General features: G+C 75.6%; 18 protein-coding genes. 10 read left to right on the top strand and 8 right to left on the bottom strand.

The window, feature by feature from the left end:
- Positions 1 to 80 precede the first annotated feature (80 nt).
- From ACQYWQ_RS02455 to ACQYWQ_RS02445, 3 genes are all read left to right on the top strand, one after another.
- The gene (locus ACQYWQ_RS02455) at positions 81 to 536 is read left to right on the top strand and encodes an SRPBCC family protein (protein WP_431032215.1); all 456 of its coding nucleotides are present in this window, start codon (positions 81 to 83) and stop codon (positions 534 to 536) included.
- Positions 537 to 616: 80 nt separating this feature from the next.
- On the top strand, positions 617 to 1141 hold the full coding sequence (locus ACQYWQ_RS02450) for a GNAT family N-acetyltransferase (RefSeq protein ID WP_431032214.1): 525 nt from the start codon (positions 617 to 619) through the stop codon (positions 1139 to 1141).
- Between the two features lie 250 nt (positions 1142 to 1391).
- Positions 1392 to 3029, top strand: coding sequence for an alkaline phosphatase D family protein (locus tag ACQYWQ_RS02445; RefSeq protein WP_431032213.1), 1638 nt, complete (start codon positions 1392 to 1394; stop codon positions 3027 to 3029).
- Positions 3030 to 3163: 134 nt separating this feature from the next.
- Here the strand turns inward: ACQYWQ_RS02445 and ACQYWQ_RS02440 are convergent, their stop codons facing one another.
- The 3 genes from ACQYWQ_RS02440 to ACQYWQ_RS02430 form a co-directional block, all read right to left on the bottom strand.
- A complete protein-coding gene (locus ACQYWQ_RS02440) occupies positions 3164 to 4171 on the bottom strand; it encodes a zinc-binding dehydrogenase (RefSeq protein ID WP_431032212.1) in 1008 nt (335 codons plus the stop codon).
- 78 nt (positions 4172 to 4249) lie between these two features.
- The gene (locus ACQYWQ_RS02435; protein ID WP_431032211.1) at positions 4250 to 4903 is read right to left on the bottom strand and encodes a TetR/AcrR family transcriptional regulator; all 654 of its coding nucleotides are present in this window, start codon (positions 4901 to 4903) and stop codon (positions 4250 to 4252) included.
- Positions 4904 to 5003: 100 nt separating this feature from the next.
- A complete protein-coding gene (locus ACQYWQ_RS02430; protein WP_431032210.1) occupies positions 5004 to 5453 on the bottom strand; it encodes a DUF6194 family protein in 450 nt (149 codons plus the stop codon).
- A gap of 41 nt (positions 5454 to 5494) precedes the next feature.
- On the opposite strand from ACQYWQ_RS02430, the gene ACQYWQ_RS02425 reads away from it, so the two are divergent.
- Positions 5495 to 6220, top strand: coding sequence for a MerR family transcriptional regulator (locus ACQYWQ_RS02425; protein WP_431032209.1), 726 nt, complete (start codon positions 5495 to 5497; stop codon positions 6218 to 6220).
- Between the two features lie 17 nt (positions 6221 to 6237).
- On the opposite strand, the gene ACQYWQ_RS02420 is transcribed toward ACQYWQ_RS02425, so the two are convergent.
- On the bottom strand, positions 6238 to 8226 hold the full coding sequence (locus ACQYWQ_RS02420) for a sigma-70 family RNA polymerase sigma factor (RefSeq protein WP_431032208.1): 1989 nt from the start codon (positions 8224 to 8226) through the stop codon (positions 6238 to 6240).
- 209 nt (positions 8227 to 8435) lie between these two features.
- On the opposite strand from ACQYWQ_RS02420, the gene ACQYWQ_RS02415 reads away from it, so the two are divergent.
- The 3 genes from ACQYWQ_RS02415 (at position 8436) to ACQYWQ_RS02405 (ending at position 11016) form a co-directional block, all read left to right on the top strand.
- Positions 8436 to 9020, top strand: a complete 585-nt coding sequence (locus ACQYWQ_RS02415; RefSeq protein ID WP_431032207.1) for a TetR/AcrR family transcriptional regulator — start codon at positions 8436 to 8438, stop codon at positions 9018 to 9020.
- On the top strand, positions 9017 to 9724 hold the full coding sequence (locus ACQYWQ_RS02410; RefSeq protein WP_431032206.1) for an LmeA family phospholipid-binding protein: 708 nt from the start codon (positions 9017 to 9019) through the stop codon (positions 9722 to 9724). The genes ACQYWQ_RS02415 and ACQYWQ_RS02410 overlap by 4 nt, the downstream gene beginning before the upstream one ends.
- Before the next feature lie 545 nt (positions 9725 to 10269).
- Complete coding sequence (locus ACQYWQ_RS02405; protein WP_431032205.1) at positions 10270 to 11016, top strand: GntR family transcriptional regulator; 747 nt, start codon at positions 10270 to 10272, stop codon at positions 11014 to 11016.
- 129 nt (positions 11017 to 11145) lie between these two features.
- Here the strand turns inward: ACQYWQ_RS02405 and ACQYWQ_RS02400 are convergent, their stop codons facing one another.
- The 3 genes from ACQYWQ_RS02400 to ACQYWQ_RS02390 form a co-directional block, all read right to left on the bottom strand.
- The gene (locus ACQYWQ_RS02400) at positions 11146 to 12300 is read right to left on the bottom strand and encodes an ROK family transcriptional regulator (RefSeq protein ID WP_431032204.1); all 1155 of its coding nucleotides are present in this window, start codon (positions 12298 to 12300) and stop codon (positions 11146 to 11148) included.
- 203 nt (positions 12301 to 12503) lie between these two features.
- Complete coding sequence (locus ACQYWQ_RS02395; RefSeq protein WP_431032203.1) at positions 12504 to 13163, bottom strand: response regulator; 660 nt, start codon at positions 13161 to 13163, stop codon at positions 12504 to 12506.
- Positions 13160 to 14380, bottom strand: a complete 1221-nt coding sequence (locus ACQYWQ_RS02390) for a sensor histidine kinase (RefSeq protein WP_431032202.1) — start codon at positions 14378 to 14380, stop codon at positions 13160 to 13162. The genes ACQYWQ_RS02395 and ACQYWQ_RS02390 overlap by 4 nt, the downstream gene beginning before the upstream one ends.
- Positions 14381 to 14487: 107 nt before the next feature.
- Here ACQYWQ_RS02390 and ACQYWQ_RS02385 point away from each other — a divergent pair, with 107 nt between their 5' ends.
- The 3 genes from ACQYWQ_RS02385 to ACQYWQ_RS02375 all read left to right on the top strand — a co-directional run bounded on the left by ACQYWQ_RS02385 (position 14488) and on the right by ACQYWQ_RS02375 (position 16746).
- Complete coding sequence (locus tag ACQYWQ_RS02385) at positions 14488 to 15417, top strand: ATP-binding cassette domain-containing protein (RefSeq protein WP_431032201.1); 930 nt, start codon at positions 14488 to 14490, stop codon at positions 15415 to 15417.
- A gap of 55 nt (positions 15418 to 15472) precedes the next feature.
- Positions 15473 to 16216: an ABC transporter permease gene (locus tag ACQYWQ_RS02380; protein ID WP_431032200.1), complete on the top strand. Its 744-nt coding sequence runs from the start codon at positions 15473 to 15475 to the stop codon at positions 16214 to 16216.
- 104 nt (positions 16217 to 16320) lie between these two features.
- On the top strand, positions 16321 to 16746 hold the full coding sequence (locus ACQYWQ_RS02375) for a hypothetical protein (protein WP_431032199.1): 426 nt from the start codon (positions 16321 to 16323) through the stop codon (positions 16744 to 16746).
- A gap of 32 nt (positions 16747 to 16778) precedes the next feature.
- Here ACQYWQ_RS02375 and mug read toward each other — a convergent pair whose 3' ends face one another.
- Positions 16779 to 17324 (bottom strand): G/U mismatch-specific DNA glycosylase, encoded by a 546-nt coding sequence (mug, locus tag ACQYWQ_RS02370; RefSeq protein WP_431032198.1) that lies wholly within the window; start codon positions 17322 to 17324, stop codon positions 16779 to 16781.
- Between the last annotated feature and the right edge of the window lie 9 nt (positions 17325 to 17333).

Genomic DNA, 17333 nt, shown 5'->3' with positions numbered 1-17333 from the left:
CGCTTTGTGACTGATCGGTTAAGTATCGTTCCGATCCGGAACACACCGATCTGCTCGCTATTCTCCGGGAAAGGCATCTCTTGGCTCTCTTCGTGATCGAGCGTGGCAGCCCGCTCCCGGCGGCACGCGTCTGGGACCTGCTCACCGACTGGCACCGGCACGGGCGCGTCGCCCCGCTCACCGCGGTACGGGTCAGGAGCGGACCCCCGGGCGGCGGGCTCGGCACGGTCTTCGTCGCCAGGACCCGTGTCGGCCGCTTCGGCTTCGACGACCCGATGGAGGTCACCGTGTGGCGGCCCCCGCGGGGGGACACCCCGGGGACGTGCCGCCTCGACAAGCGCGGGCGGGTCTTCACGGGCTGGGCGCTCATCGATGTCCTGCCGCTCCCCGCGGGGTGCCGGGTCCGCTGGACGGAGGATCTGGGGCTGCGCGGGCTCCCGCGCGCGGCGGACCCGCTGACACGAGGCGTCGCCGCCGCGGTCTTCGGGCGGGCGGTGGACCGGCTGCTCGTCCCGGACGGGCCACCGGAGCACTGACGGGCCCGCGCGCTCGTGGCCGGAAACCGCGCCGCCCCTCCCGACGGCCCGAAGGCCGACGGCCCCGTAGGCTCCTCGTCATGCCCGTACTCACCGCCCCTGCGACCGCCACGGCCCCCGCCCTGCGCCTGCGCCCCTGGTCGGCGGCGGACGCCGCCGCGCTGGCCGAGGTGTGCCCGTACGAGGACCTGTCCACCGGACCCCACGACGCCGCCGCGCTGCCCGCGTGGCTGCGGACGCAGGAGGAGGGGTGGGAGCGCGAGGACCGGTTCGGCTTCGCGATCCTGGAACGGGACGGAGCGGGGGAGCGCCTCGTGGGACACGTGCTGCTCAAGGACCTCGCCCCGCCGCAGGCCGAGGTGGGCTACTGGACGACGCGCGCCGCGCGCGGCAGGGCGGTCGCCCCGCGCGCCGTCGAAGCCGTCACCGGGTGGGCCTTCGCGACACGCGGCCTGACCCGTCTTCACCTGCTCCACCAGGAGGACAACACCGCCTCGTGCCGCGTCGCGGAGAAGAGCGGATACGCCTTCAGCCGGGTCCTGCCCGCCTTCCCTCCCGCCTTCCCGCGCGACGGCCACCTGCACGTACGGCACCTGACGGCCTGACGCCCCGTTCTCGCGCGGGCGCCCCCCGCCCCGCGCCCGGCAACGCGTCCGCCCCCGCGCTCGGCAACGCGTCCGCGCCCCGCCCCTTCGTCCCCGTCCTCCGTCCCGCTCTCCCGCCCTCCGTCCGCGCGCACGTCCTCCCCGGGAGAAGTTCATCCTCCGTTCCCCCGCACGCCCCGGCGCCCGTGGGGGCGGCGCCGGGCACACTGCGGCCCGTAGTGACAGGCCGCCCCGAGGAGGAGCAAAAGCGATGAGCGATGCCGTCCGCCCGAACACCGCTTCCGGCGCACCCGACGCCGACGCACCGGCGTCCCCCCGCCCGGCGCGCAGATCCCTCCTCGCCGGGGCCGCCCTCGCGGGCGCGGGGCTCGCCGTTCCCGCGTTCACCGCCGGGAACGCACGCGCCGCGGGGCCCGCGCGTGCCTGGTCGGGGCGGCCCTCGGCCGACTGGGGCGTGCAGGCCGGGGACGTCGGGGAGCGCTCCGGGGTGATCTGGGCCCGCAGCGACCGCCCGGCCGTCATGACGGTCGAGACGGCAGCGACCGAGTCCTTCCGGGGCGCCCGCCGCTGGCGCGGCCCGCTCCTCGGGCCAGGCACCGACTTCACCGGCACGACGGCCCTGCACGGGCTCCCGCCGGGCGAGCAGATCCACTACCGCGTCACGCTCGCCGACCCGGACGACCCGCGCCGCGCCTCCCGCCCCGTGACCGGCACCTTCCGCACCGTCCCCGCGCGCCGCTCGGCGGGCGTGCGCTTCCTGTGGTCGGGGGACATCGCGGGCCAGGGCTGGGGCATCAACCCCGACCGGGGCGGCTGGCGCGTGTACGACGAGATGGCGCGCCTGGACCCGGACTTCTTCCTGTGCAGCGGCGACACGATCTACGCGGACGGGCCGATCGCGCCCAGCGTGACGCTCCCGGACGGCACGGTGTGGCGCAACCTCACGACGGAGGCGAAGTCCTCCGTCGCGCAGACGCTCGACGAGTACCGGGGCGCCTTCCGCTACAACCTCCTGGACGCCCACCTGCGCCGCTTCAACGCCCAGGTCCCGCAGATCACGCAGTGGGACGACCACGAGGTGCGCAACAACTGGTACCCGGGCCAGATCCTCGACGACCCGCTCTACACCGAGAAGCGGGTCGACGTCCTCGCCGCCCGCGCCCGCCGCGCCTTCTCCGAGTACTTCCCGCTCAGCACGCTCGCGCCCGGCGACCCCGACGGACGCGTGCACCGGGTCATGCGGCACGGCCCGCTGCTCGACGTGTTCGTCCTCGACATGCGCACCTACCGCGACCCCAACTCGCGCAACCGCCAGGTCGACGACCCGCAGGGCATCCTCGGCGCGCACCAGCTGAAGTGGCTCAAGCGTGAGTTGTCGCGCTCGCGGGCCGTGTGGAAGGTCATCGCCGCCGATATGCCGCTCGGTCTCGTCGTCGCGGACGGCGAGACCGACTTCGAGGCCGTGTCCCAGGGCGATCCCGGCGCCCCGCTCGGCCGCGAACTCCAGATCGCCGAACTCCTGCGCCACATCAAGCACTCCCGCATCACGGGCACGCTGTGGCTCACCGCGGACGTGCACTACACCTCCGCGCAGCACTACGCCCCGGAGCGGGCCGCCTTCAAGGACTTCGCGCCGTTCTGGGAGTTCGTCTCGGGGCCGCTCTCGGCGGGCGGCTTCCCGAGCGTTCCGCTCGACGGCACCTTCGGGCCCCGCCAGACCTTCCTCAAGGCGCCCACGCGCGCCAACGTCTCCCCGGCCGAACTCCCGCCGAACTACGGCGAGGTGAGCATCGACGGGCACTCCGGAGAGCTGACGGTCCGGCTCCGCGAGGAGGGCGGCAGGGTGCTGTACACGCAGGTGCTCAAGCCGGGTCGGGTCGGCCAGTAGGCAGCCGGTCCCGGCAGGCCCTCGGGCCGGTACGGGTGGTGGCCGGTACGCGTACGCGTACGGGCACGCCACGGGCCCGGTGCGTGCCGTCCCCCACGCACCGGGCCCGCGTCACGCCCGTACCGCCGTGGACGTCACGGCTTCAGGACGAGCCGCACCGGGGCGGGGCCGCCGGTCTTGTGGAGCAGGCGGTCGACGGCCTTCGGGGCCTCGCTCAGCGGCAGGACCTCGCTGATCGAGCGCGCGAAGTCGAGCCGGCCGCGCGCGGCGAGCCGCACGAGCTGGTCGACGTGGGCGTCCGAGGAGCCGTAGTGGCCCAGGATCTGCTGCTGGAAGTAGCTGAAGGCGGTGCCGTCGGGGATCGTGAGGGGCTTGTTGGTGAGGCCCACCAGGACGAGGCGGCCGCCGGGCGCGAGGCACGTGATGGCCTGCTCGCGCACGGCGGGGACACCGGCGAAGTCGAAGGCGGCGGCGAGACCGGCGCCGCGCGTCTCGGTGCGGATCTTCTGCCGCAGCTCGGGGTCGGCCGCGTCGAGTGCGAGGTCAGCGCCGAAGGCGAGGGCCCGCTCGCGGGCCTCGGGCGAGGGGTCCACGGCGATGACGGGCGCCGCGCCGATCGCGCGCAGGAGCTGCACGCCGTGCGCGCCGAGGCCGCCGACGCCCCACACGCCGACCGGCTGCGCCGGGCGCACCTGGCCCGTCGTGGTGATCGCGGCCCACGGCGTGGAGACCGCGTCGGGGATGATCGCCGCCTCCTCGAAGGAGAGGGTGTCGGGGAGGGCGAGCAGCGTCTCCGCGGTGGCCACGGTGTACTCGGCCCAGCCGCCGTCGTAGTCGACGCCGCGCGTCCACACGGCGCCGTCGCGGTGCTCACCGGCCTGGAGCAGCACGCGCTGCCCCGGCTCCCAGCCGGTCACGCCCGCGCCGAGCTTCGCGACGGTGCCGGACACCTCGTGCCCCAGCGTCACCTCGTCGCCGGTGAGGTAGAGCGGTGTGAGCGTGCCGTCGACGAGGTGCGCGTCGGAGAGGCAGACACCTGCGGCCTCGACCTTGACGAGTACCTCACCTGCGGCGGGCTCGGGGGTGGGCACCTCCTTGACGGCGAGGGTGCGGGAGGGGATGTGAAGTCGTCCGGCGAGCATGCCGATCACCTGTCCTGATGTGCGGGAGAACCGTCGCGGGTTCTGGGGGGGGCGAAGTCCCGGGGGTCCGGGGCGGGGCTAGGGGCGGGGTGGGGAGCCGAGCGCGGCCAGGGCCCCGGCGAGCGCGCCCACGGCGCTCTCGACCAGCGGGCTCCGCAGCTCCTCGGGGCGGCCGGCCTCCCACCAGCGCAGACAGGCGTTGTCCACGTAGGCGAGATAGCCGTCCACGACGAGGCGCACGGCGGGGTCATCGGCGTCGAGGCCGAGGCGCGTCGTCACGCGCTCGTGGAAGACGGCCCTGCCCCGGTCGCGCTCGGCGAGCGCCTCGGGCGGTACGGAGCCGGGGGCGCGCAGGAGCGTGGCCCAGCCGTTGGCGCCCTCGGCGATGAAGCCGAGGTAGACCCGCAGGCTCGCGCGCAGCCTGGCCCAGCCGTCCTGCTCCGGGCCGAGGTCCGCGTCGCACGCCGCGTCGCGGGCGAGCAGTTCGCGCAGTCCGTCGGTGACCATCGCGGCGTACAGCCCGGACTTGCTGCCGAAGTAGCGGTGCGCGAGGGCCTCCGAAGCCCCGGCGGCGTGTGCGATCTCGGCCACGGAGACCTCGGTGTACGCCCGGGTGCGGAAGGCGGCGTGGGCCGCTTCGAGCAGCGCGGCCCGGCGCTCGTCCGCGCCGAGCCGACGCCGTACCGGCCGGACGGTACGGTCCGGGTCCGGAGTGTCCTCCTTGGCGTTCATGCGACCACCGTACCTCTTAGTGAGTCGGACTCAATAAGAGGTGGATGTGACACCGCTCTCCTGGTGCGGACGGTTTCACGGCGGCCGGGTGAGGCGTCGGCTAGCGCGGTCCGGCGCGGCGCTCGTGCCGGGCGCGTGCCGCCGCGTGGGCCGTGCGGAGGAGCCCGAGGAGGGTGTCCGTGGTGCGGGGGCCGGGGTTCACGACGCTGAGCCAGCCCTGCGCCCCGTAGAGCGGGTGCGGGAAGAAGACGTCGGTGGCGGCGGGGTCGGCGGGGCCGGCGGGAGCGTGACGGCGCGTCGCGAGGCGGCCCGCGTGCACGTTGACGCGGTGGCGCCCGGGGGCGTCGAGGCGTGAGGAGGTGTCGCCCGGATAGTCCTTGGTGATGACCGTGCCGTAGGGCTGGGTGCGGGCGGGGACGTGGCCGTCCGGCGCGTGGAAGAAGAAGGCGTCGCCGTGGGCGAGCGGCGGGATGCCGCTGTCGGGGCCCGCTACGACGACGAGGGCGCCGTCGAGGCGGCGCACGGCCGCGAGGATGTGCTCGATACTCATGGTTCGAGCATGACCTTCGAGTGCTTCTGTGGGGTTCCCCGATGAAGAACGCGGCGCCGCTGCGCACCGCCGAGCTGGTCCGCCGCTCGGGCTACTCGTTCCAGCAGGTCCGTGACCTGGAACGACTCGGTGTGCTGCCGCCCGCACCGCGCGCCGCGAACGGCTACCGCGAGTGGTCCGAGGTCCACATCCACGCCCTGCGCGCCTACCGGAACCTCGCCCACGCCCTCGGCCCCGTCGCGGCCCGCCGCCTCCTCGCCGAGGCCCGCACCGCGCCGTTCGCCGAGGCGGCGGCGGCCGTCGGCGCGGCGCACGCGGATCTCGCCCGCGCCCGCGAGGAGACGCTGCGCGCCCTGGAAGCGGTCCGTGCCCTCCGCGCGGAGGGCACGGACCCCGACGACGACGCCATGACGATCACCCAGCTCGCCGCCGCCCTGGGCGTGCGCCCCTCCACCCTCCGCTTCTGGGAACAGGAGGGACTGCTCACCCCGGACCGCGTCACCTCCCACGGCGCCCGCCGCTACCCCCAGCCCGCGATCCGGGCCGCCCGCGTCGTCGCCGTCCTGCGCGCCGCCGGCCACGGCATCCCGCGCGTGCGTGAACTCCTCGCGGCGCTGGACCGCTTCGACGGGGCCGAGGAGGCCGCCCGTCTCCTGTCGGCCCGCCTCGACCACCTGGGCACGCGCATGCTGGCACTGCTGCGGGCGGGATCGGACGTGGCGGAGGTGGTGACACGGGCGCACGAGGAGGCGGGTCCGCCCGCCTGAGAGCGCGCGCCGCCCCCTCACCTGGCCGTGCGGAACGCCTCCCCCGCCTCCGTCCAGGAGCCGTCCGGGCGGTAGAGACCGGTGTTCGCCTCCCCGGCGGCGGAGGGGAGCCCGAACCAGGCGTAGCGCTGGAGCCAGGGCAGGGTGTCGAGCATCCTCGTCGCGGAGGAGAGGAACGCCGCCTGCTCGGCCGGGGCGGGGAAGCGGACGCCCTGCGAGAAGTCCGTGAGCGCGAACTCCGTGAGCCACACCGGTTTCCCGTACCTGCGGTGCACCGCCTCCAGGTAGGACTTCAGCTGCTGGACCGCCGCCTCGGTGCGGAAGTCGCCCCCGTACCAGTGCACCGCGACGAAGTCGACGCGGTAGCCGCGCTCCCGCGCCCCCGTCATGAAGCGGTCGAGCCAGCCCCCGGGGGTGTCCCCGCCGTAGGCGACGGCCGGGCTGCCGAGGATCTTGCCGTGCTCCATGAGCTTCGGCCACAGAGCGAGGGCCCGCTCGACGGACAGGTTCGCCTGCCCGTCCATGTCCGGCTCGTTGAAGCCGAGGAGGTACGGACCGTTCGCGCGCGCCGTCGCGAGGGTCGCGGCGTCCGTGTTCTTCTCGCCCCAGATCATCGGGACGAAGCCGGGCGCGCCCGAGTCCACGATCCCGCGCGGACTCGCCGACCACGTGTAGTACCAGCGCGCCCCCGAGGCGGCGAGCCCCCGCTCGTCGCCGGGCGCGTCCCACACCCCGACGCCCTTGCGGTCCGAGGCGACGACGGCGGTCTCCGGGGTACGCGCCGGTGTCGTCTCCCGCTTCGTGGGGGCGGGGCTCTTCCGCGCGGGGGTACGGGGCGAGGGCGTGGGGCTCGCCGAAGGGGAGGGGGTGGGTGACGGGCTGGGCGACGATGTCGACGGTGCGGGCGTCCCGGGAGCGGAGAGCGGCGCGTCCGCGACCCGCACCGCCTCGTCGGCCGGCTTCTCGCCCCCGCCCAGGAGGAGGGGCGTCGCGACGGCGGCGGCCACGGCCACGGCCGCCGCGCCGATCCCGACGGGGCCGTGGAACAGCCGCGCCGCCGTGCGCGGACCCCGGTGCGCACCGCCCCGCCGGGGGGAGCGCGGCGCGGTGCGCGGGCCCGCCGCGGGGGCGGCGGGGGAGTGGGAGCCCGCGGGGGCGTGGGGGTGGTCCACGGGAGTGTGCGCGGGTGCGGGCGCGGTGCCCCCCGCCCCGTACCCGGGCAACTGCGGCGCGTGCGCGGCGGGGAGCAGCAGCGGCAGGCCCGCGAGCAGGCGATCCATCGGCAGGAGCCTGCGCCCCTCGCCGCAGCGCGCGCAGCCGCGCACGTGCCGCGCGATCCGCTTGCGCCACAGCGGCGAGGGCGTCCCGTCCCAGCCGCCGAGCACCCCGTCGAGTTCCGCGCACTCGCCGCGCAGCGCGAGCGCGTGCACGACGGTGCGCGCCGTCTCCATCTGCTCCTTCATGCGCTGCACCCGTACCGCGGCGTGGCGCCGCGAGACGCCGAGCGCGTCGGCGAGTTCGGCACGCTCCAGCTCGCCCGTCTCCTCCAGCCACCACAGCGCGAGCAGCGCGCGGTCGTCGCCGTCGAGCCAGCGGGTCGCCTCGGCGATCTCCCTGCGCTGGTCGGTGAGACCGAGCCGCAGCACCGTCAGGCCCACGAAGTCCGCGGCGGGATCGGGTACGTCGGCGGCGCTCTCCCAGTCGGCGAGGTGCTGCCCCGCCGCGCGCAGGGCCCGCTCCCTGTCGCGGATGCGCCGCACCGTGATCGCCATGAGCCAGGAGCGGTACGCGTGTTCGTCCCGCAGTTGGGGCAGGGCGCGCACGACGCGGAGCAGTGTCTCCTGCACGACGTCGTCGACGTCGCTGTGCCCGTTGAGCGCGCGCCCCACGACGTTGTAGACGAGGGGCAGGCTCTCGGCGAGCAGCCGGTCGAGCGCCGCCTCGTCCCCGGCCCTCGCGGCACGCACCGTCCCGGCCCCGGGCCCGCTGTGACCGGTCTCCCGCATCTGGCTGCTCCTTCACGCGCTGTACGCAGATCCGCGCGGCACGCCGACCGTGCCGCCCTGCCTGGGAGACGGAACGCCCCGGCTCACGACAACGAAAACTTCCGTACCCGGCCCGCGAAATCCATCCCCGGGCGATGACGGACCACGTGGTCCGTGAGGGACCACGTGGTCTGTTACGGTGCGTGAGACCAGAGACTGAGGAGGGGCACATGCCACGCCCCAGCAGGGCCGCGCTCGACGCGGAGATCGTCGACGCCGCCACCGCGCTCTTCGCCACGCGCGGTTATCCCGGCACCTCGGTGCGGGAGATCGCCGACCGCGTCGGCTACTCCAAGACAGGGCTGCTGCACCGCTACCCGTCGAAGGAAGCCCTGCTCGTCGCCGTACTGCGGGGCCCGCTCACCGAGTTCGCCGCGCTGCGGGCCACCTGGAACGCGCTCCCGGCGGGCCCGGAGCGCGCCTCCGTCGCGGCCGGGGACCTCGTCGGGCTCGCGCTGCGCCACCGCGGCGCGCTCGCCCTCCTCTCTCACGCGGGCCTGCCCGTGCTCCCCGACGCGCTCGCCGTCCTCATCGGCGGCGCCGACATCGGACGCCATCGCGCCGAGACCCTCGCGGCCCTGGCCGACCCGGCCGACATCGAGGCCACCGTTCGCGCCGAACTCGCCGTCACCGGGCTCGTCCACACCGTCGCCGCCCGCCAGGAGACCCCGGCCGATGACCTGCGCGGCCCGCTGCTCCGTGCCTTCCGCGACGCGGCGGGACTCACGGCGGTACGGGACGGGGGCGCCCCGTGAGCGCGATACGCCGGGTCCTGTACGGGTGGCGGAAGTACGCGCTCGCCGTCGTCGCGCTCGCCGGTGTCGGCACGGGCGCCGACCGGGGGCTCGCGCGGTGGCCGGAGAAGTCCGCCGCCGAGGCGTTCCAGGAGGCCCAGGACCTGCCCACCACGCCCGAGGTCCACGTGCGCGGCTTCCCCGTGCTCACGCAGGCGGCGGGCGGCAGCCTCGACCGCGTCGACGTCACGGCCGATGACGTGCCGGGGCGCGGCGCCCGCCCGGTCCCCGTCACCCGGCTCGACGTCCGCCTCGACCACGTACGGCGTGCGGGCGAGGCCGGGGCGGCGCACGCGGACACGGCCCGGGCGACCGCGTACCTCTCCTGCGCCGACCTCTCCTCGGCGCTCGGCATCGACATCCGCTCCGCGGGGGACGGCCGGGTCACCGCGGGGACGGCACCGCCGCTCCTCGGCGAGGCCACGGCGAGCGCCCGCCTCGCGGTCTCGGGCACGCGCGGCATCGTCTTCCGTGACGTCGAGGTGGACGCGCGCCCGCCCGCGCGCCTGCGCACCGCCGTCGCCGGAGCCCTCGGCCGCGGGATCACCCTCGAAGGTGTCCCCGGCAACCTCCGCCTGATCCGCCTCACCACGGGCGAGGACGGAATCCGCGCCGACCTCGCGGGCGAGAACGTCACCTTCCGCACGGACGAGGAGCGGGCCTGAGGCGTGCGGGGGGGGGCGGGCCTGAGGCGTGCGGGGGAGGACGGGGGCGGCGACCCTGGGGCGTGCGAGGGAGGACGTCGGCATCCCGCCGTGGCGGGTGCTCGCCGTGATGCCCTCGCCCACGACGTGGCAGCCGTGCCCGAGTGCGTGCCGCGTCGTGGGCGCGGCACGTTCGACGGTGGCCCCGCCCGGCGCGTCCCGCTCGCGCTGTCGACCCGCACCGTCACGAGGACCGCCTCCTCCATTCGCCCCGCCTCCCGCGCCCTCTCAGACGGGCGAACTCCCGCTCTCCTGTGGCACGGAAACCCCCGGAACGAGTGATTCGCGAACACCTGATGAACCCTTTGCCAGGATCTGACCGCGCCGTGGGAGAGCCGTCGATGATTGGTCTTGACCAAGGGTGGGGGCGGGCCTACGCTCGCCAGAGTCGGATAGTGCAACAACCTTTAATAAAGAAGTCCGCGTAAAGCTCTCCGGCACGTGAGGGACGCGAGTCCAGCGGGACGCGGCACCACGCACGGCACACGGCGAAGGCGGAGGACAGGGTGGGGACCAGGCTGCACACGGTGCCGGAGCCCAAGTACCGGCATCTCAAGACGGTCATCGGCGAAGCGCTCGACCACGAGTTCGCGGTCGGCGAGGTGCTGCCCAATGAGCGCGAACTCGCCGCCCGTTTCGGGGTGGCCCGCGCCACGCTCCGTCAGGCGCTCGAACAACTGGAGCTGGAGGGCCGCCTCCAGCGCCGCCGCGGTGTCGGCACCACGGTCGCCCCGCCCCGCGTCGGCGTCGATGTCGGCAGCGAGAACTGGCCGGGCGCCCCGTGCGACCCCTGGCAGGCCCGTGACGCGCACCGTGCGGTGCCGCCCGCCGCCGTCGCCGAACTCCTCGGCACCGGCGAGGAACCGGTGCACGTCCTCACCCGCGTCCGGCTCGACGAGGCCGTACCCGTCGCGACCGAGGTCCTCTACGTCCCCGCCGCCTCCGTGCCCGGGCTCAGCGCCATCGACGCCCCAGGCGGCACCGCGCGCGCCCGCGCCGTCCTGCGCGAACTGGGCCACCTGGACCCGGAGGGCGAGGACCGCGCCGTCGAACTCGGCTCCGCCGAGGCCGAGGACGCCCGCCGCCTCGACCGTCTCCCCGGCTCGCCCGTCCTCCTCGTCACGACCCGCTTCTTCGCCGAGGGCGCCACGGCCGCCGTCTCCGTCGCGACCTACCGCGCCGACACCTGCCGCCTCACCTTCGGCAGCGACGGCGCGGGCGTCGAGATCGCCACAGCGCGCCGCGCCTCCTGAGCGGCGGCACTCCTCCGGCCGGTACGGGTACGGGGCCGCGCACACCGGGGCGCGGCCCCGTACCCGTACCGCCGCCCCGCGGGGGCCGCCCCGGCCTACCGCCGTCCTGCCCGGCCGCCCGCCCGCCCCTCACCGCCGCGCCGACACCGTGCTCTCCACGGCGAAGAGTTCCTTCTCGACGTGGTCCAGCGCGAGCCGCAGTGCCCCCGTCGTGATCGCCGCCTCGCCGAGCGCGGACAGTTCGACGCGCGGCGTGCGCAGACAGTACTTCTCCAACTGCTGCCGCAGCGGCTCCAGTACGCCGTCGAGCCCGGCGGCCCAGCCGCCGATCACGACGAGTTCGGGATCGAGCGCGAGCACGAGCGCGGCGACGTCGTGCACGAGCCGCGCGAGGAACCTGTCCACGGCGGCGCGTGCCTGGTCGTGGCCCTCGCGGGCCAACGCGAACACCTCCGTCACGGCCCGCTCGTCGAGCGGGTGGAGCGGCCGCCCCGTCGTCGAGAGCAGCGTCTCCGGCGTCTCCTCCTGGCCCAGCAGGTGCAGGGCGCCGATCTCCCCGGCGGCGCCGCCGAAGCCCCGGTGGAGCCGCCCGCCGATGAGCGAACCGGCGCCCGGGCTCAGCCCCGCGAGCACCACGACGACGTCCTCGCTGCCGCGCGCGACGCCCTGCCAGTGCTCGGCGAGCGCGGCCGCGTTCGCGTCGTTCTCGACGAGCACGGGACAGCGGAACGAGCGCCGCAGTCGTTCCCCGAGCCTGAGCCCCGTCCACTGCGGCAGCGCGGTTCCCAGGCGGATCGTGCCGTCCGCCTCGACGATCCCGGGGCTGCCGACTCCCACCGCGCGCAGCGAGTCGCGCGCGACACCGGTACGCCGCAGCAACTCGCCCACCGTCGCGCGCAGCCGCTCGATCCTGTCGTCGGCGCCCGCCGACTCCTCGACCTCACGCGCCGCCGTGCCGAGTTCGCGGCCCTCCAGGTCGGAGACGGTCGCCGCGACGCGGTGCGGCCCGATCTCCAAACCGAGCAGGTGCCCCGCCTCGGCCCGGAAGCGGTACAGACGGGCGGGGCGGCCCTGCTTGCGCGTCCCCGCGTCGGCGGCCGTCTCGACGACGAGCCCCGCCACCGTGAGGTCGTCCACCGAGCCTTCGACGGTGGGCCGGGACAGTCCGGTGAGGCGCGCGATCTCGGTGAGCGTACGAGGCTGCCCGCCGCGCAGCGTGTCGAGGACCACGGCGGAGTTGATGCGCCGCAGCAGAGAGGGATCGCCACCGGTCAGCCGCCCCACGTCCCGTCCTTCCCGCTCGCACTCTGTGTGGCCGGATCGTACAAGGCGGGGGAGCGCCCGGGGACGGGGGAGGCAGGACCGTACGGGGCTTGTGACCTGGGAGGCGGGAAGGTCCGTACCAGCGCCGCCAAGGTACGGACCAATGCGGGGTCCCTTGTCCGCACCCCCTCGCCGGCCCCCTCGCCCGCCCCCCGGTCCGCCGCTCAGCCCACCCCCTCCGCGCTGCCCGGCGTCACGAACCCCGAGTCGTACGCGCGCACCACCGCCTGCGTGCGGTCCCGCGCCCCGAGCTTCGCGAGCACCGCGCTGACGTGCGTCTTCACCGTCTCCGCGCCCACCACGAGCCGCTCGGCGATCTCCGCGTTCGACAGCCCGCGCGCCATGAGCCGCAGAACCTCTCCCTCGCGCTCCGTCAGCTGCGGGAGCGGAGCCGGTCCGCGCCCGCCGTGGTGATCGGCGAGGCGGCGCACCGCGGCGGGGAAGAGCAGCGAGTCCCCGGCGGCGACGACCCGCACCGCGTGCACGATCTCCGCCGGACGGGCCCGCTTGAGCAGGAAGCCGTCCGCGCCGGCGCGGAGCGCGTCGTACACGTACGCGTCGTTCTCGAACGTCGTCACGACGAGGATCTTCGGCGGCGGCCCCGCCATCGCGAGCACCGCGCGCGTCGCCTCGATCCCGTCCATGAGCGGCATCCGCACGTCCATCGCCACGACGTCGGGCCGCAGGGAGCGCACGAGCGGCACGACCTGCGCGCCGTCCCCCGCCTCGCCGCACACCTCCAGGTCCGGCTGCGCTTCGAGCACGGCCCTCAGCCCGGCCCGGACAAGGGGCTCGTCGTCGACGAGGAGCACCCGCAGCGTCATCGCGCCGCCTCCCCGAGCGGCAGCCGCACCCGTACGTGCCACACGCCGTCCTCCGGGCCCGCCGTCGCCGTGCCGCCGAGGATGCCCGCCCGCTCGCGCAGTCCGCGAACGCCGGTGCCGCCGCCGGGGAACGGCGGGGCGTCGGCGGGCAGCGGATTGGTGAAGTCCAGGGTCAGCGCGCCCCCGCCGACCCGGAACACGACGTCCACGCGGACCGGGCCCGCGTGCCGCAGCACGTTCGTCAGGGCCTCCTGCGTCATGCGGTACGCCTCGCGCGAGACGGGCCCCGGCAGCGCGTCGAGCGCCCCGTCGACCCGTACGACCACATCCGCGCCCGCACCCCGCGCCGAGGCGAACAGGCGCTCCGCCCGGTCGAGCCCGGGACGCCCGCGCGCCGCGCTCTCCGGCTCGCGCAGCACCCCGAGCACCCGCTCCAGGTCCTCCAGGGCGGCCCGCCCGGTCTCCTCGATCGCCCCGAGCGCCCGCTCCGTGAACGCCGCGTCCCCGGCGGCGCGCGCCGCCCCCGCCTGGAGCACGGCGACCGTGAGCGCGTGCCCGATGGAATCGTGCAACTCACGAGCCAGGCGCGTCCGTTCGAGCAGTTCCTCGGTACGCGCCTCAAGCGCGGCGACGCGTTCGGCGCGCGAGGGCCCGAGCAGTGCCCCGGCGAGCCGCGCCATGAGCGCCCCGGCGCCCACGATCACGCCGTACAGCGCGAGCAGGGGGAGCGGCGCGAGCCAGGCCCACCAGTGCGCGCGCGGGGGCAGGAAGCCCAGTTCCCTCGGCACGGGCCCGTCCAGCATGACCTCCGTGAGCGCCGGCAGCCACACGCACAGCATCACCACGCCCATGCCGAGCATGAGGCGCGACTCCAGCCACACCAGGAGCCGTACGCGCTCCGCCGCCCCCGCCGAGGCCCGCGCCACGATGCCGGAGTCCGCCTCCACCCGCCCGAACAGCAGCCGCGCCTGGAGCGCCTCGCCCGTCCGCATGGCGGGAAGCAGCCCGAGGACGAGGAGGACGAGCGCGGCCACCGCCAGCGCGGTGCCGAAGTCGCCCGTGAGGAAGACGAGCAACCCGGGCCCCGCGGACACGATCAGCAGGTGCAGGAGCCTCGTGTACGTGACCGAGCGCACCAGCGGGCGCACGGCGGCGCCCAGCGCGCGGGCCGGGCGCGGGAGCCGCCGGGGTGGTACGAGGAGGGCGGTGGCGTTCACCCCGCCATCATCACCCGCGCGCTCGCGCACCGTCTCCCCCGCGCGGGGGAGCACGTCCCCCTCGGCGGGGGAGGTGGGGACAGGGGTCCGGGCGCGAGGCTCGGGGCATGACAGCGATCGACGTGCACGAACTCACCAAGGAGTACGGCGGGAACCGCGTCCTGGACGGGCTCGGCTTCTCCCTCGCCCCCGGACAGGTCACCGGCTTCCTCGGCCCCAACGGCTCCGGCAAGTCCACGACCCTGCGGCTGCTGCTCGGCCTCGCCCGCCCCACCGCGGGCACGGCCCTCGTCGACGGCCGCCCGTACGCCGCGCTCACCGCCCCGCTCCGCCGCGTCGGCGCCCTCCTCGACGCGAACGCCGCCCACCCCCGCCGCTCCGCCCGCGACCACCTGCGGGTGCTGGCCGCGAGCAACGGCATCCCCGCGGCCCGCGTCGGGGCGGTGCTCGACCGGGTCGGCCTCACCGAGGTCGCCGGACGCCGCGTCGGCACGTACTCGCTCGGGATGCGCCAGCGCCTCGGCATCGCGGCGGCGCTCCTCGGTGACCCCGACGTCCTCGTCCTCGACGAACCCGCCAACGGCCTCGACCCCGAGGGCATGACGTGGCTGCGCGAACTGCTCCGCGAGCACGCCGCGGCGGGCGGCACCGCGCTCGTCTCCAGCCACCTCACGCACGAGACCGCGCGCTACGCCGACCACCTCCTCGTCATCGGCGGCGGTGTGCTCCTCGCCGACCAGCCCCTCGACACCTTCCTCACCGACCGCGGGGCCCGCCTCGTCCACTTCCGCAGCACCGACGGCGAACGACTCGCCGAGGTCCTGCGCTCGCGCGGCCACCAGGTGCTGCCGGGCGAGGAGGGGGCGTGGCGCGTGCCCGGCGCGCGGCCCGACGAGATCGGCGCGATCGCCGCGGCCGAAGGGCTCGGCGTCCTCGAACTGCGCGCGGAGGAGACCGGGCTGGAGGACGTCTACCTCGCGCTCACCGAAGGCACCGGGGCCCACCGCGGGCGGCCGAGCACGCCCACCGGGGGCTGAGCCGTGCCCGCCCGCCCGCCCCGGCCCCGTACCTCCCCTCACCCAGGAGTCCCGCATGACGACCCCGACCGCCTTCTCGCCGCTCGGCGCGGCCGTGCGTGCCGAACGGCTGCGCATCCGCACCCTGCCCTCGCTGCGGCTCACGCTCCTCCTCGTCCCCGTCCTGACCGCGCTGACCTCGCTCGCCTACGCGAACGGGGACGTGAGGGACGGTGATCCGCTCTACCACGCCTTCTTCGGCGTGATGTTCGGGCAGCTCACCGCGCTCGTCCTCGGCACGCTCGCCGTGACCGGGCAGCTCGCGGGGGACGGCGGGGCGCACGTGCTCCTCGCGGTGCCCCGCAGGGGCCGCGCCTACGCCGCGCGGCTTCTCGCCACCGGGGTACACGTGCTGCTCGCGGGGCTCCTCGCGGGTGTCCTCACGAGCGGGTGCGCGCGGCTCGCGACGGGCGATCCCTCGGTGGGGCCGGGGGACGCCACGGCTTGGCGCGCCATCGTCGGCTGCGCCCTCTACCTCACGTGCGTCGCGCTGCTCGCGACGGGCGTGGCGACGTGGCTGCGGCACGGGGTCGCGACGCTGTCCGTCACCGTCGCCGTGTTCTTCCTGCTGCCTTTCATCGTCGGCGACTCGGCCGGCGGGGCCGCCCGCTTCCTGCCCGCGACGGCGGGACAGCTCGTCCTCCAGGCTCACCCGGCCGAGGGACCACTCGGCCCGTGGACGGGACTCGGGGTGCTCGCCCTGTGGACCGTGCTCGCGCTCGGCGCGGGGTGGCGGCGGCTGAGCGGGCGCGACGTCTGAGGCGGGCGTACGGGGTCCGCGTGCGGGAAGGCGCGGGGCGCTCGTACGAAGAGGTGCGGGGGCCGCCGTACGGGGGAGTGCGGCGGCCCGGTTTACTGGACCGCATGAGCGGCACGGCCCAGCACCTGGACACCATCGAGTCCCTGTGCGCCTTGCCGTTCCCCGAAGTCGATTCGCCTCTCGGGTACGAGAGTTCGGGGCCGCGCCACCACCTCGTCACGCTGGTCGTCGCGTCCGCGGGGGACACGGACGAAGGGTTCGAAGACCAGTTCGAATCCGAACGCGAGGCGCTGTCCCTCCTCCTGACGGTACGGGGCTGGGGCCCGCCGGACCGTTTCGCCCTGACGGGCGCCGCGCTGCGGTCGGCCGACGAGCCGCTCCCCGCCCCCTGGGACTTCCTCGTCCACACGGTTCCCGACGTGCACCTGTGGCGCCGCGCGGACCGCTGGACGGGCATCGGCACGGCGCACCACGGCCCCGGCCTGCCGCTCGCCCTCGTCGCCTTCACGACGACGGAGGACCCGCCCTGAGCGGCGCGACCCCGCGGACCCCGCAGGCCCCGCTACGACTCCTCGGCTGCCTCGCGCAGCCGCCCGAACTCCTCCGCCATCGCCGCGAGCGACCAGTGCGCGTTGAGCCCGCTCGGATTGGGCAGCGCCCACACCCGCGCCCCGCCCACGCGCTCCTCCTGCGGCCCGATGACCGCCTTGGGCGCGTCGAAGGCCGCCCGGTACGCGGTGATCCCGACGACGGCGAGCCACGCGGGCCCGAGCCGGGCCACCTTCGCGGCGAGCGCGGCACCGCCCGTACGGAATTCCTCCGCGCTCAGCTCGCCCGCCCGCGCCGTCGCCCGCTGGACGACATTGCTGATCCCGAGCCCGTACGACAGCAACTCGCCCTGTTCGTCGGGGCGCAGGAGACGCGGAGTGAACCCGGAGAGGTGCAGCGCGGGCCAGAAGCGGTTGCCGGGGCGGGCGAAGTGGTGGCCGCTCGCGGCCGACAGGAGGCCCGGGTTGATTCCGCAGAAGAGCACGCGCAGGCCCGGGGCCACGACATCGGGAAGCAGCGTGTCCCGTGCCGCCTCCAACTGCTCCGGCGTGAAGCGCACCGCGCTCAC

The sequence above is a fragment of the Streptomyces sp. P6-2-1 genome (assembly GCF_050613165.1).
Classification (GTDB): Bacteria; Actinomycetota; Actinomycetes; order Streptomycetales; family Streptomycetaceae; genus Streptomyces.
Note: the sequence above shows the minus strand (reverse complement) of the source record. Positions and strands in the feature narration are given on the sequence as shown.

Excerpts from the sequence above, each read along its gene's own strand:
- ACQYWQ_RS02450 (WP_431032214.1), top strand. The coding sequence starts at position 617 with ATGCCCGTACTCACCGCCCCTGCGACCGCCACGGCCCCCGCCCTGCGC.
- ACQYWQ_RS02445 (WP_431032213.1), top strand. The coding sequence starts at position 1,392 with ATGAGCGATGCCGTCCGCCCGAACACCGCTTCCGGCGCACCCGACGCC.
- ACQYWQ_RS02440 (WP_431032212.1), bottom strand. The coding sequence starts at position 4,171 with ATGCTCGCCGGACGACTTCACATCCCCTCCCGCACCCTCGCCGTCAAG.
- ACQYWQ_RS02435 (WP_431032211.1), bottom strand. The coding sequence starts at position 4,903 with ATGAACGCCAAGGAGGACACTCCGGACCCGGACCGTACCGTCCGGCCG.
- ACQYWQ_RS02430 (WP_431032210.1), bottom strand. The coding sequence starts at position 5,453 with ATGAGTATCGAGCACATCCTCGCGGCCGTGCGCCGCCTCGACGGCGCC.
- ACQYWQ_RS02425 (WP_431032209.1), top strand. The coding sequence starts at position 5,495 with ATGAAGAACGCGGCGCCGCTGCGCACCGCCGAGCTGGTCCGCCGCTCG.
- ACQYWQ_RS02420 (WP_431032208.1), bottom strand. The coding sequence starts at position 8,226 with ATGCGGGAGACCGGTCACAGCGGGCCCGGGGCCGGGACGGTGCGTGCC.
- ACQYWQ_RS02415 (WP_431032207.1), top strand. The coding sequence starts at position 8,436 with ATGCCACGCCCCAGCAGGGCCGCGCTCGACGCGGAGATCGTCGACGCC.
- ACQYWQ_RS02395 (WP_431032203.1), bottom strand. The coding sequence starts at position 13,163 with ATGACGCTGCGGGTGCTCCTCGTCGACGACGAGCCCCTTGTCCGGGCC.
- ACQYWQ_RS02385 (WP_431032201.1), top strand. The coding sequence starts at position 14,488 with ATGACAGCGATCGACGTGCACGAACTCACCAAGGAGTACGGCGGGAAC.
- ACQYWQ_RS02380 (WP_431032200.1), top strand. The coding sequence starts at position 15,473 with ATGACGACCCCGACCGCCTTCTCGCCGCTCGGCGCGGCCGTGCGTGCC.
- ACQYWQ_RS02375 (WP_431032199.1), top strand. The coding sequence starts at position 16,321 with ATGAGCGGCACGGCCCAGCACCTGGACACCATCGAGTCCCTGTGCGCC.